Raw genomic sequence first — 13,683 nt, 5'->3', positions numbered from 1 at the left:
CACTGTTTACTGTAGAAACTGGGCCAGGTCCAACTGGAGCAGGTCAGAGTAAGATGTTGGGGTAGCAATGCCGCCGTCGCCGAAGCGATAGCGGAGCCATTGGTTGGTTTTATAATCATAGAGAAAGCCTTCGCGAATGCCGTAGAAGTCTTCGTCGATTAGCTGGATAATTTTATGCAAATCGCTTTTCAGACCGTTGGTATGACAGATTTCGATAATGACCGGCGTTTGGGCTTTTTGATTATCCCGGAGCGATATATCCGGGACCTGACTGGCCTTCCCCTCGTCGAGCATGGTTTCCGGGAGGGGTTCAAGGTCAATCGCTTTTTCGCGGTAGAAGAGTATACCCAGGCCGACGGTTAGCTTGGCAATAACCCGCTGGTGTTCGACGGGTGCCCAGACACCCTGGTCTTCGCCAACAATGGGCAGACCGGCTACAGGAGGGAAGTACATACAAGTAGATTTTAAGTTAGACAAAAGTAACCCAAACGATATATGCTCCGCAACTACTTTAAAATCGCCTTTCGTAGCCTCTGGAAAAACAAGGTCTTCGCCGGAATCAACATGGCCGGCCTGGCATTGGGCATGGCGGCCTGCCTGCTCATTCTGGAGTATATCAGCTTCGAGCGGAGTGTTAATCAGTTTCATACCAATCTACCTCATCTGTACCGGGTCGTGTTTCAGTCTAAGTCCGGAAATGCCAGCGACTTTGTCGCTCCGGGCGTGGCTCCGCTGGTGAAAGAGCAGTTTGGCGAAATTGCTACGTTCTGCCGGACGGCGGGCGGTATCGTCCATGGTATCGTGACCGCCGGTGACGCTGGTACTGGCAAATCATTCCGGGAGGGCGACAGTGACATCACCATGGTGGAGGGTACTTTCTTTGAGTTATTTTCCTTTCCAATCGTAGCCGGTTCAGGAGAGTCGCTCAAGCAGCCCTATACCGTAGCCATCTCCGAATCATATGCTAAAAAGTATTTTGGCGCAGGAGAGGCATTAGGGAAGATGCTGACGCTTAACAACCAGTTTGGGAAAGTAGCCTACAAAGTCACTGCCGTTTACAAAGACTTTCCCGAGAACTCCGACTTCCGCTACAACCTGCTGTTTTCGTTACAGACACTGACTATTCCGGCTAACCTCAACGGCAATGGCTGGGCCGACCTGAACGGTCTGGAATCCGCCTTTGCTACGGCCTTTGTTCAACTGCAACCGGGTGTCGATTACCGGATGCTGGAAGACAAAATCAATACCTTCAAAAACAAACTTAAGCCGGAATCAGCCGATATGTCGATACGGTTGCAGCCTATGCGTTACATACACCTGGCACCATCGCTGAACGACCCATATCCAACCACCGGTAATCTGAAGTTCATCTATCTGCTCGGCGGCATTGCCCTGCTCATTCTGGCCATCGCCTGGTTTAACTACATTAATCTCTCAACGGCCAGTTCGCTGAAGCGGGCCAAAGAGGTGGGTGTGCGTAAAGTGATAGGAGCCGGTCGCTGGCAACTCATCCGGCAGTTTCTGAGCGAATCGCTGGTGCTGAATGCTTTTGGGCTGGTGCTGGCGCTGGTCCTGGTCAGTGTGTTACAGGAGCCGTTTAACCAGTTGGTCGGCAAGTCGCTATCGGTTTCTGTGCTGGGGCAGGATAGTTTGTGGATGGCCGGTTTGCTGGCGTTGGTTTTCGGCTCAGTGCTGTCGGGTGGCTATGTGGCCTTTGCGCTGTCGTCGTTTGAGCCGATGCAGACGCTGAAGGGTGTGTTTGCCCGCTCCGGCCGGGGAGTACTGCTCCGGCAGGCGCTGGTGGTGTTCCAGTTCAGTATTTCCATTGCGCTAATTGCCTCTACGGTGGTGCTGTACCAGCAGTTGCAGTATATGCAGAACAAAGATCTGGGCGTCAAATTAGACCAGCTACTGGTCATCCGTGGCCCGGAGATGGGTAAAGACGAAAGTTTTAAGCAGCGCAGTACCGCTTTTCAGCAGCAGATTCAACAGCTATCCTTTATCCGGGATTTTTGCGCAACGAGCAGCGTACCGAGCAAGTGGTACAATTTCAACGCGGAAGGCATTACCCGGCAGAATCCCCGTCCCGGCGACGAAAAGAAAAGCTATGCCATTGCCTCCGTCGACCACCGGTTTGTATCCACCTATGGACTTACGCTGCTAGCTGGCCAGAATATAACGGCCGCTATGTGTACGCTGGGGTGGAATGAAGTACAGCACGTGTTGCTCAACGAAACCGCGGTGCGCCAGCTTGGCTTTGCGTCACCGGCAGAGGCCGTGGGCAAAAAGCTGATGTGGGGCCACGACTACGAAATTGTGGGCGTTGTAAAAGACTATCATCACCAGTCAGTCCGGCAGGCCATCGACCCCATTATCTTCTACCCGCAATTCAGCGACTATTATATGACCGTCCGCCTGACGTCCGACCGGATACAGGAGAAGATGGGACAACTGGAGCAGCTTTATAAAAAGCAGTTCCCCGGCAATCCGTACGAGTACTTCTTTGTCGATGAGGTCTACCACCAGCAATACCAGGCCGAGCAGCAGTCGGGCTTATTGTTCACCATTGCTTCCGGACTGGCCATTCTGATTGCCTGCCTGGGCTTGTTCGGCTTAGCAACGTTTACCGCTGAGCAGCGTACCAAAGAGATTGGCATTCGGAAAGTGCTGGGTGCGTCTGTGCCGAGCCTCGTCTCCATGCTCAGCCGCGACTTCCTGAAACTAGTCTTTATCGCCATCCTGATTGCGTCACCCATCGCTTGGTATGCCGTTCATAGCTGGCTCCAGGACTTTGCTTACAAGATTGACATCGAATGGTGGATGTTTGCCCTGGCGGGTCTGCTGGCGGTAAGCATAGCGCTCGTAACGGTCTCCTTCCAAAGTGTGAAGGCGGCTCTGGTGAATCCGGTGAAAAGCTTAAAAGCGGAGTAGTATATACTGGTCAGCCCCGAAGCGTCGGTCCCCTACACACCCCAACCCTATGCTACGTAACTATTTGAAAATTGCCTGGCGGAATATTCGGAAGGACAAGTTCTACAGCCTGATTAATATTCTGGGCCTGACCATCGGAGTTACCTGTGGTCTGTTGCTGCTACTTTATGTAACGGACGAACTGAGCTATGACCGATACCACACCAACGCTTCCAGAATTTACCGCGTGGCTTCGCAGATTCGGGAGCCAGATAAGGCATTTGGCTGGGCGAGTACCCAACCGCCTTTGGCCAAAACACTGAAGCAGGATTATCCGGTTGTAGAAAACTTCGTGCGGTTCTTCCCCTACGGTAAGGTCACCTTCCGCCAAGGCGAAAAGCGCTTCTATGAAGAGAATGTGTACGCGGCCGACTCGACCGTGTTCGATGTATTTACGTACAAATTCGTAGAAGGTGACCCGAAGACGGCGCTGGCTCAGCCAGGTAGTCTGGTGCTGACCCAAAGCGTTGCCCAGAAGTTCTTCGGCTCCCGCAGTGCCCTGGGTGAGTCGCTGCAAACCAACGACACCACGTTCTACAAGGTAACGGGGGTCATGGAAGATGTGCCCAAAAACTCCCATTTCACCTTCAACGCGCTGCTCTCTACCGGCCAGAACGAACGCAGTCAGGCTACTAACTGGGGGAGCTTTTACGTAACCAGTTACCTGGTTCTGCCGCAGAACTACGACCCCAAACTGTTGGAGGCTAAGTTTCCGCAGGTGTACGATAAATACGCAAAGCCCATCTTCGGCCGAATGGGCATTAAGATTACCTATGAGTTGCAGCCGCTGACGTCTGTGCATCTGTACTCCAAGCTTGAAGGCGAAACCAACGGCGACATCGGGTATGTGTATATCTTCAGCGCCGTGGCTTTGTTTATGCTCCTGATTGCCAGTATCAATTACATGAACCTGGCCACCGCCCGCTCGGCGAAGCGGGCAAAAGAGGTAGGGCTGCGTAAAGTCATGGGCTCGGTCCGGAAGGCGCTGATGACCCAGTTCTTAACCGAGTCAATTTTGATGACAGTCTTTGCGCTGGTAGCCAGTTTACTGCTGACGGCGGCCTTATTACCGTTTTTCAATACGGTTTCTGGGAAAGACATTTCGTACTGGCAGTTGCTTCAGCCGCGCTTCGTACTCATTGCGTTGTCGGTTGTCGTTTTTACAGGGCTTATAGGAGGGAGCTACCCAGCCTTTTACCTGTCAAGCTTTGAGCCGGCCACCGTGCTGAAAGGGTCTTTTAAAGCCCGAGGAGGAAACTCCTTCTTCCGAAAAGCCCTGGTAGTTGCTCAATTTGCCATTTCGTTGATTATGCTGATTTGCACCTGGATTGTGTACCGCCAGCTCAATTACATGCGGAACAAAGACCTCGGTTATGATAAAGAGCAGGTACTAACCATTAATTACCAGGACAGGCAGCCCAGAACCCGCTACGATGTGTTAAAGAACCAGCTGTTGGCAAACCCGGCCATTCAGAGCGTCGGTACAGCTACATCGCCCACCAGCAATATCAATGGCCGCGTCATCTTCACCATGGAAGCTAATGATGGGTTGAAAGAAATGGGCTTTAAGCCGATGGGCATCGACCATGACTACCTGAAAACGATGGGTATGAAAGTCGTCAGCGGCCGTGACTTTTCGGACAAGATTCCCGCCGATACGCTGAACGGTGTCATCATCAATCAGGCCGTAGTGGAGCGGATGGGCTGGAAAGAGCCGCTGGGCAAAAAAGTACGCATTGGGGGCAATCCGCAGCCCGGCGAGCCCGAAAGGCCCATGGCGCAGGTGGTGGGTGTAGTGAAGGATTTTCACCAGCAGTCTCTGTACAATCCGATTGAGCCGCTTATCATGCTTTACCGGCCTGCTAACGCAATTATCCATATCAAAATTAAAGCACAGGATGTCCCAAAAACTGTAGCCTTCATCAGCCAGAAATGGAAGGAGACATACCCCGACCGGCTGTTTGAGTACAGGTTCCTGGACCAGGATTTTGAGTCGGCGTACCATGCCGATGAGCTGCGCGGCCGGATTTTCACGGTATTTGCGCTCTTAACCATCCTGATTGCCTGCCTCGGCCTGTTTGGCCTGGCCACCTTCACTATCGAGCAGCGCGTAAAGGAGATTGGCGTTCGCAAAGTGATGGGGGCATCGGTGTCCAGTGTCGTGCTGCTGCTGTCCAAAGATTTCACGAAGCTGGTTTTGTACTCATTTCCCATCGCCATTCCGATTGCGTACTACTCGATGTATAAATGGCTGCAAAGCTTCCCCTACAAGACCGACATTGAAATCTGGGTTTTTGTAGTTGCCTGTCTGCTTACCCTGCTCATTTGCTGGGTAACCGTCATTTATCAATCCGTAAAAGCGTCAATAGCAAACCCGGTGACCTCACTTCGTTCGGAATAGCTATGCTACGAAACTACCTCAAAACAGCCTGGCGGAACTTGTTGAAGAACAAGCTGAATACCGCTATCAACATCATCGGCCTGTCCATCGGCATGGTCTGCTGCATGCTCATTGTGATGTACGTGGTGGATGAACTGCGCTACGACCGCTTCTGGGCCAACGGCGACCGCATCTACCGCATGGCGCTGGAGCGGAAGTACACCGACCGGGTATCCAAATACGCCATGATTCCGGCGTCTTATGCCCGCGATGTGGAGCAGGATATTCCGGAAGTGGAGGAAAGTGTCAGACTCTTCAATTTTGGGAACGGTGCAACGCTGGTCAAGTACCAGAATCAGACGTTTGAGGAGCGGAATGTTATGGCGGCTGATTCCAGCTTCTTTAGGATCTTTCAGGTGCCGCTCATTCAGGGGCAACCGGATCGGGTGCTTAACCGGCCCAATGCCGCCGTATTGACCCAGAGTACGGCGAAACGGATATTTGGTAATACAAACCCAATTGGCAAAACCCTGGAGCTTGTGCAGGGCCCCAAGGTAGAGGTAACCGGTATCAGTGAGGATGTGCCAGAGAATGCGCATTTGGCGTATACAATCCTAATATCAACCCCGGGTGCGCCCTTTGCCGAACAGCCTAACCATATCAGCTTTTCGGCGCATACGTATCTGTTGCTACGGCCGGGTACTAATCCGGCAGTTGTGCAGGGTAAATTTCCGGCTATCGTTGAGAAGTATGCCGCCGGCGAAGTGCAGCGTAACTTCGGCGTGTCGTTCAAGGAGTATCTGAAGGCCGGCAATGGCTACTTCTATTTTCTCCAGCCCCTTCAAAGCATTCATCTCGACTCGCATCTGGAGGCAGAGCTAAAGCCGAACGGTAGCCGTACGCTGGTCTACATCTTCTCGGTCATAGCTGCATTCGTACTGCTGATTGCCTGCGTTAATTTCATGAATCTGGCCACGGCACGGTCATCGGAGCGGGCCAAAGAGGTGGGTATCCGCAAAAGCCTTGGCTCGACCAAAGGCCAGCTGGCAGCACAGTTTCTGACCGAATCGGTGCTGTTGAGTATGTTTAGTTTCGGGCTTGCGTTGATATTGGTAGCGGTGCTGTTACCGGCCTTCAATGACTTGGCCCGAAAGCAACTATCGGCCTGGTCATTACTGCAGCCGGATACCTTGCCCCAAATGTTGCTGGTGGCGTTGTTTATCGGCCTGCTGGCGGGTAGTTATCCGGCCGGGGTATTGTCTTCCTTCGAGCCAATCAAGGTATTAAAAGGGAAGTTCTTCTCGACTAATCAGGGCCACTCGCTGCGAAATGGACTGGTGGTATTCCAGTTTGCCATCTCCATTATCCTTATCATCAGCACACTGGTGGTGTTTACGCAGCTCCGGTTTATTCAGAACAAAGAGCTTGGCTTTGCCAAAGAAGCGGTAGTTAATCTACAGGGAGCCGGGTTCCTGGGACCGAATACCGAAGCGTTTAAGCAGGAAGTTACTCAGATAGCCGGGGTTGCCGGCGTGGGTGGTACCAATTCTGCACCCGGCAATCAAAATGGCTTTTTCGGCATTATCTTCCATAAAGAGGGGGAGAGCGAAACGGTAACCGGCCGGGGCACGGTGGTCGACGAGGCCTATTTACCTACGATGAAGATGGCGATGGTGGCTGGTCGAACGTTCTCCAAAGCGTTTAATGACTCGTTGTCGGTAATTCTGAACGAGGAGGCTGTCCGGCAACTTGGCTTTACCGACCCAATCGGAAAAAAAGTATTCAGCCCCGACCCATTTAACCGGGCTAACGGAGCCGACGTGCCGTTGACCGTAGTGGGGGTGGTGAAAGATTTCCATTTTCAATCGCTTCACCAGCGGATAGCACCTCTGTTCGTACTCCATAACCGCTGGTTTGGCCGTACAGACAACCAGATTGTCGTTCGGGTGCAGACTGATAACCTGCAGCCCGTCGTCGCCCGCATCGAAAGTCTCTGGAAGCGGTATTTGCCCGACCAGTCGTTCCACTACTCGTTCCTGGATTCAGACTGGGAAGCCCTGTATCAGGCCGAGCAGGTCTCGCAGCGCATCTTCGGCGTATTCTCCCTACTGGCTATTTTCATCGCCTGCATGGGTCTGCTGGGTCTGGCCATTTACATCATCCAGCAGCGGACCAAAGAGATTGGTATTCGCAAAGTACTTGGGGCTAGTGTCGCCAGTATCGTGGCTTTGCTCTCCCGCGACTTCTTAAAGCTGGTCTTCATCGCCCTCCTCATTGCCTCGCCCATTGCCAGGTACGCCATGAATAGCTGGCTGGAAGATTTCGCCTATCGCATCGACGTACCCTGGTGGGCCTTTGTCCTGGCTGGTGTGCTGGCCGTCGGCATCGCTCTGCTCACGGTGAGTTACCAGAGTATCAAGGCAGCGTTAATGAACCCGGTTACCTCACTCCGTTCGGAATAGCTATGCTACGAAACTACCTCACCATCACCCTGCGCAACCTCTGGAAACACAAGCTGTTTTCGGCTATCAACATCTTTGGCCTGGCATCGGGAATGATGGTGTGCCTGCTGGCTATTATTCATATCAAAGGGGCCTTCGACTACGATAACTTTCATCCCAACCGCCACCGGGTTTACCGCGTATTAACGGATGTAGCCACCAACGAACATGGGGTAGTGGCGCATGCCAGTTCACCGATGCCGCTGGCTGGGGCTTTACAACAGGATTATGCGTTTGTGGAGCAGACCGCCCGGGTGGTGCGGGTGTATGGAGAATTTGCCGAAGGCCACAAGCGGTTTAACCTGTTATCGTGGGCTGTTGACCCCGGCTTTTTCACCATCTTCAGCGGCTTTCAACTGGCCCAGGGGCAGGCCGCTGCCGAGCCGCGAACGGTGGTTTTGACCCGCGAAACGGCTGAGAAGTTTTTCGGGACGGCAAATCCGATTGGCCGGGTGCTGCAACATGACGAATTAGGGCCGCTGACCGTTACCGGCGTCCTGGCGGACAACCCGACGCATTCACACCTTAAGTTCGATTTGTTGCTCTCGCTGAAAACACCGGGTAATCCGGCGTACCGGCACCTGTTCGAAGACTGGCGGCAGTATGCGGTTGGCTATACCTACGTCATGCTGAAACCCGGTACAATGGAAAAAGCCCTGTCGGACGCTCTGTCTGCCATCAATAAACAGACAATTCAGGGGCTGCAATTTACCAGAGAGAAAGGGTATAGCTTCCGCACCCAGGCACTCACCAATGTATCTCCCGGTCTGGAAGAGTTAGCCATGTCGACCTACGAGCGGCAGATTGGTGGATTACTGGTGGAAATCGGGGTCGGCTTGCTGACCCTGCTGCTGGCGGCTTTCAATTACATCAACCTGACGCTGGCCCGGTCGCTTAGTCGGGCGCGGGAAGTGGGTATCCGAAAAGTATCGGGTGCCCTGCGCTGGCAACTGATGGGTCAGTTTATGGCGGAGTCGGTGGTGCTGTCTTTGTTGGCCCTGGGCTTGGCGTATGTGATGCTGCAATTTGTGAAGCCGATGCCGTTTGTGCAGCAATGGCTAATTGGCGGAGTGCAGTGGGACGAGACGCTGTGGATCGTCTTTATCCTGTTCAGCATTGTAACGGGCGTACTAGCCGGAATTGTGCCGGCGCGGGTTCTCTCCGGTTTTCAGCCGGCGCAGGTATTGCGTAGCCAAACCGGGTTGAGGGTGCTTCGGGGTATCTCGCTGCGAAAGTCACTCATTGTCGCCCAATTTGCTATTTCGATGATCGCCCTGATTTTCCTGCTGACCATGGGCCGGCAGCAGCACTACATGGCTACGGCTGATTATGGTTTCCGGCGGGAGAGCGTATTGAACATTCCGCTCAATGGGATTCCGTACCAGCGGCTGACCCATGAGCTTAGCCAACTGTCGGGTGTGGAACGGGTGTCGGCCACTTCCGATCTGTTTGGCTCTTTTGGCGATTCTCAGGTGTTCCGTCGGCAGCGGGCGACCTCCGACTCCATGATGGCCTTTACGTTTGCCGTTGACCACCAGTTTGTGCCCAACATGAACCTCAGCCTGCTGGCCGGGCAAAACATGCCGGTTCCAGCTGCCGATACAGCTGGTCGCTTTGTACTCATCAACGAAGAAGCGGTAAACGCCTTCCACTTAGGTTCGGCCAGAGAGGCAGTCGGGCAGTCGTTGTGGCTGAATGACAGTACCGAACTGCAGATTGCCGGGGTGCTGAAAGATTTTCGGTTTACGTCGTTTGCCTGGTCCATTAAGCCGCTGGTGCTGCGGTACCAGCCGGCGCAGTTTCGCTACCTGAATGTCGGCGTGGCCAAAGGAGCCGGGGAAGCGGTATTGGCCGATGCGAAGGCGGTGCTGAAGAAGCTGACACCGTATGAGCCGTTTACCGGACAGTGGTACGATGATTTCCTGTACCAGCGCCATAACCACCGCGAAGACCTGGATTTTCTGTCACTGCTGACGGGTCTAGCTTTGTCAATAGCCTGTCTGGGGCTGCTGGGCATGGTGACCTATACTACCGAAACCCGCACCAAAGAAGTGGGTATCCGGAAAGTAATGGGTGCCGATATCACTCAGATTGTGGCGTTGCTGTCGTGGGATTTTGTCAAACTGCTGCTGATTGCCAGTGCTATTGCCTTACCGCTTGGTGCGCTGGCGGGCATGGCGTTTCTGATAAATTTTGCCTACCACGTCAGCATCGGCATTGAGACGCTGGGTGTCTGCTTTCTGGTGATGCTCCTGCTGGGCGGACTCACCATCGGCTGGCGCACGTACCGGGCCGCTTCGGCGAATCCGGTGAAGAGTTTACGCGCGGAGTAAAGTTTCAAGCAGCAGCGGCTGCCGCAGCGTCGGCTGCCGCAGCATCCTTGCTGCTTTTACTAATAACTAATAACCCTAAAACAGAAAAGCAGCATCCTGCTGCTTTAGACAACAGTATGGCACATATCGCAATCCCGATTCCGAACTTGCCAGGCAAGCAGGATGTCGAAATTGAAGTCACCATCAACGGCCAGAAACAGGCCCTGCACTACCGCGTCGAACTCTTCTACTGGGGCGACTGCACCATCCCGACCTTCGATCGGGTGGAGTGTATCAGGCAACTGCTGGCCAGTTACGACCAGGACTGGACTTTGTACTACATCGGCACGCCCACCGACAATTTTGTGCCGATTACGTTTGTGCGGAAAGAAGATATGGCCAAACAGCGGGCGTTGCTGACGATGAGCTAAATCTACGTCACCCCTCAAAAACTTCGGCCAGGTTAACCTGAATGCCGGTTGCCGGGTCGGTAACGACTCCTTCGGTGAAGTTGATGCGTTGCCGGTCCGGCAAAAAGATAGTAATAATTTGAAGCGCAGGGGAAACAATCCAAACGGTTTTGACCCCAGCCGGGAAGTGCTTTGTGTAAATCCGCTCGATAAGGCTATTCAAACTTTGCTCCGGCGACAAAATCTCGATAGTAGTCAGGGGCGCATCGTGTGCAACAATCTCATCGCTAAGCCAGTCAGCCTGCCTCTTGGGAAGAATGCACAAGTCGGGCCGGGTTTTGCCGGCGGCAAACTCAAAATCAAGCTCTGTCAGAATACTGTATTGATGACGATAGGAGAGACGCAGCAGAAAAGCTAAGTGGCTTTGCAACTCAGCATGGTTATAGCTTGATATTTTTTCTTCTTCAAGTTCGGGGGTGGTAAGGCCGGACGTTTCCATACAACTTTGGCGTTTTGGCCGAAACAGATTCCGGTAGTGCATTTTAAAGATAACTAAAAAGTCATTCGCAATGCTTTACAACTATTTGAAAATCGCCGTCCGGACTCTATGGAAGAATCCGCTGTATAGTCTCTTGAATATCGCCGGCCTGGCACTCAGCATAGCCTGCTGCACCTTAATTGCGCTGTATGTCTGGGATGAATGGAACTTCGACCGCGCCAACCCACATGCCGGTAGTATTTACCGGATTGTGGAGGACCAGAAGCAGGGAGACGAGTGGTTCAAGGTGGCCGTCACGCCCGGCCCTTTGGCCCCTACTCTGAAAAGCGACTACCCGGAGGTGGTACAAACGGCGAGGCTTGGGATGTGGAGTGGTATTTTTAAACTGGGGAAACAATCCTTCGAGGAGAACGAAGTCTACTTTGCCGATAATACCCTGCTGTCGATGTTCGATATGCCCCTGCTGAAGGGTAATCCGAAAACGGCCTTGCTCCAGCCAAACGAAATGCTGCTGACCGAAACAATGGCCAGGAAGTATTTCGGTGCCGACTGGCAGAAAAACCCCAATGTGCTGGGGCAAACGTTGCGGCTAAATAACGAAACTGATTATATTGTAGCCGGTGTGGTTCAGGACAGACCCTACAACTCCCACCTCCAGTTTGACGTGCTGCTCTCGTTTGAGCACGTCGTTAAAAACGATAAGTGGGGATACCAGTGGAGCAGCAATAGCTACTATACGTATGTACAATTGCGGGAAGGAACCGACGTTACGGCCTTTAATGAAAAGATAAAGGAGCACCTGAAGCGCTATAACCCGTCTACCGAGACAACACTAGCGCTGCAACCGCTCACTGACATCTACCTGTATTCCAAATTTGCGTTCAACACCGATAGCTGGGGTTCGCGGAGTGACATTCTCTACGTGCAGATCTTCTCAATCGTCGGGCTGATTGTACTCCTGATAGCCGGGATCAATTTTGTGAACCTGTCAACCGCCCGGTCGATGCGACGTGCCCGCGAGGTGGGTGTACGCAAAACGATTGGGGCGCAGCGCTGGCATCTGGTCATGCAATTTTTGGGTGAATCCGTGCTGCTTACGTTGGTGGCGGCCTTAGTAGGGGGGATGATCGCTACCGCGCTGATGCCGCTCTTTAATGAGTTGTCGGGCAAGAACCTGTCCATTACTTATGCCAGCCGGCCGTTTCTGCTGACGATGGGCCTGCTGGTTGTTGGTATTGGCTTATTAGCGGGCTTGTATCCCGCCTTTCTGCTATCGTCGTTCAAACCAGCCAAAGTGCTAAAAGGAATATTCAACGTCCGGTCGGGTAAGGCGTTCCGGCAGTCGCTGGTGGTGGGACAATTTGCCTTGTCGGTTATTCTGATTATCTGCACGATGCTGGTTTACCGGCAGCTTACCTTTATGCAGCAAAAAGACCTGGGCTTCGATAAAGCACAGTTGCTGTACGTGCGGATGGGTGGGCAGCTTAAGCAGAAAGCCCTGCTGTTTAAGCAGGAACTGGAAAACAGCAGCCACGTTCAGAAGGCGGCTGCCACCACGGCCACGTTGATTAATGTCGGTAACGAAACGAATATTGAGTGGGAGGGGCAGCAGAAAGGCGACGAGTTTCTGATTACCCAGATGAACGTCGATGAAGATTTCATCCCTACCGTTGGCATGAAAATGAGGCAGGGTCGTAATTTCTCTCCGGCATTTACCACCGATTCCATATCGGGTTTTATCATCAACGAAGCGGCCGCCTGGCGCATGGGCTACACCAGCAATGCCGTTGGTAAAAAGGTGACGTTCTGGGGCCAGACCGGCAATATTGTCGGCGTGGTCAAAGACTTCCATTACCGGCCGCTGAACGTACCCATTGCGCCCCTGATTTTGCGTTACCGGCCCCGCGAGTTCTATTTCAACATGCTGGTCAAGACCAAACCTGGCCAGGTAGCCAATGCCCTGCAAACGATAGCCCAGGTGTACAAACGCTACGAGACGGAATCTCCGCTGCATACCGGTTTTATCGACCAGGAATTGGACAGGCAATACCAGCGCGAGCAGCGAACCGCCCGCATCATTCTGTACTTTTCGGGTCTGGCCATTCTCATTGCCTGTTTGGGCTTGTTTGGCCTGGTTGCTTTTAACGCCGAGCAGCGGATGAAAGAAATTGGTATTCGCAAGGTGCTGGGCGCATCCATCGCCAGTATCGTTAGCCTGCTTTCATCCGACCTGCTTAAACTGGTGCTTATAGCCGTACTGGTAGCGTCGCCGGTGGCGTGGTGGGTTATGCGTACGTGGCTGCAGGGATTCGCTTACCGGATCGATATGGCCTGGTGGGTATTTGCGCTGGCGGGGGGCATGGCGGTGCTGATCGCCCTGTTGACAGTCGGTTTCCAAAGCATTAAAGCGGCCCTGATGAATCCGGTGATAACCTTAAAAACGGAGTAAGCCGGCCAGGTGAACGGCGTTGGTTGTTTGGGGGGTATACCACTACGGCCGCCTGGAGAAGGTCGATCTGTTGCAGCCTGAAAACACATGAACAGGCTGAGTAGCGGCCCAGCAAAAAAGGTCGTCCTGCCTGCTGGCAGAGCGACCTCTCCTGATCCGCAA

The 13,683-nt window shown here is 53.2% G+C and carries 8 protein-coding genes; 6 read left to right on the top strand and 2 right to left on the bottom strand.

What is annotated here, in order from left to right; translation table 11 throughout:
* Window positions 1-6 precede the first annotated feature (6 nt).
* Window positions 7-453 (bottom strand): hypothetical protein, encoded by a 447-nt coding sequence (locus ABD949_RS01360; RefSeq protein WP_345239855.1) that lies wholly within the window; start codon window positions 451-453, stop codon window positions 7-9.
* 42 nt (window positions 454-495) lie between these two features.
* Here ABD949_RS01360 and ABD949_RS01355 point away from each other — a divergent pair, with 42 nt between their 5' ends.
* The 5 genes from ABD949_RS01355 (at window position 496) to ABD949_RS01335 (ending at window position 10,594) form a co-directional block, all read left to right on the top strand.
* Window positions 496-2,931: an ABC transporter permease gene (locus ABD949_RS01355; protein WP_345239853.1), complete on the top strand. Its 2,436-nt coding sequence runs from the start codon at window positions 496-498 to the stop codon at window positions 2,929-2,931.
* Window positions 2,932-2,980: 49 nt separating this feature from the next.
* Window positions 2,981-5,371 (top strand): ABC transporter permease, encoded by a 2,391-nt coding sequence (locus ABD949_RS01350; protein ID WP_345239851.1) that lies wholly within the window; start codon window positions 2,981-2,983, stop codon window positions 5,369-5,371.
* A gap of 2 nt (window positions 5,372-5,373) precedes the next feature.
* Entirely contained in the window at window positions 5,374-7,812 is a 2,439-nt protein-coding gene (locus ABD949_RS01345) for an ABC transporter permease (protein ID WP_345239850.1), read from the top strand.
* Window positions 7,813-7,814: 2 nt separating this feature from the next.
* Entirely contained in the window at window positions 7,815-10,184 is a 2,370-nt protein-coding gene (locus tag ABD949_RS01340; protein WP_345239848.1) for an ABC transporter permease, read from the top strand.
* 116 nt (window positions 10,185-10,300) lie between these two features.
* Entirely contained in the window at window positions 10,301-10,594 is a 294-nt protein-coding gene (locus tag ABD949_RS01335) for a hypothetical protein (protein WP_345239846.1), read from the top strand.
* A gap of 7 nt (window positions 10,595-10,601) precedes the next feature.
* Here the strand turns inward: ABD949_RS01335 and ABD949_RS01330 are convergent, their stop codons facing one another.
* The gene (locus tag ABD949_RS01330; RefSeq protein WP_345239843.1) at window positions 10,602-11,072 is read right to left on the bottom strand and encodes a Uma2 family endonuclease; all 471 of its coding nucleotides are present in this window, start codon (window positions 11,070-11,072) and stop codon (window positions 10,602-10,604) included.
* Between the two features lie 70 nt (window positions 11,073-11,142).
* Between ABD949_RS01330 and ABD949_RS01325 the strand changes: the two genes are divergently transcribed.
* A complete protein-coding gene (locus ABD949_RS01325; RefSeq protein WP_345239841.1) occupies window positions 11,143-13,521 on the top strand; it encodes an ABC transporter permease in 2,379 nt (792 codons plus the stop codon).
* Window positions 13,522-13,683 lie beyond the last annotated feature (162 nt).

It is taken from the genome of Nibrella saemangeumensis, assembly GCF_039541915.1.
In the GTDB taxonomy this organism is placed as follows: domain Bacteria; phylum Bacteroidota; class Bacteroidia; order Cytophagales; family Spirosomataceae; genus Nibrella; species Nibrella saemangeumensis.
This window is presented reverse-complemented; position numbering and strand designations above follow the sequence as displayed.

What these genes read in the sequence shown, in the direction of transcription:
- ABD949_RS01340 (WP_345239848.1), top strand. Translation starts at nt 7,815, where the DNA reads ATGCTACGAAACTACCTCACCATCACCCTGCGCAACCTCTGGAAACAC.
- ABD949_RS01360 (WP_345239855.1), bottom strand. Translation starts at nt 453, where the DNA reads ATGTACTTCCCTCCTGTAGCCGGTCTGCCCATTGTTGGCGAAGACCAG.
- ABD949_RS01335 (WP_345239846.1), top strand. Translation starts at nt 10,301, where the DNA reads ATGGCACATATCGCAATCCCGATTCCGAACTTGCCAGGCAAGCAGGAT.
- ABD949_RS01345 (WP_345239850.1), top strand. Translation starts at nt 5,374, where the DNA reads ATGCTACGAAACTACCTCAAAACAGCCTGGCGGAACTTGTTGAAGAAC.
- ABD949_RS01350 (WP_345239851.1), top strand. Translation starts at nt 2,981, where the DNA reads ATGCTACGTAACTATTTGAAAATTGCCTGGCGGAATATTCGGAAGGAC.
- ABD949_RS01325 (WP_345239841.1), top strand. Translation starts at nt 11,143, where the DNA reads ATGCTTTACAACTATTTGAAAATCGCCGTCCGGACTCTATGGAAGAAT.
- ABD949_RS01330 (WP_345239843.1), bottom strand. Translation starts at nt 11,072, where the DNA reads ATGGAAACGTCCGGCCTTACCACCCCCGAACTTGAAGAAGAAAAAATA.
- ABD949_RS01355 (WP_345239853.1), top strand. Translation starts at nt 496, where the DNA reads ATGCTCCGCAACTACTTTAAAATCGCCTTTCGTAGCCTCTGGAAAAAC.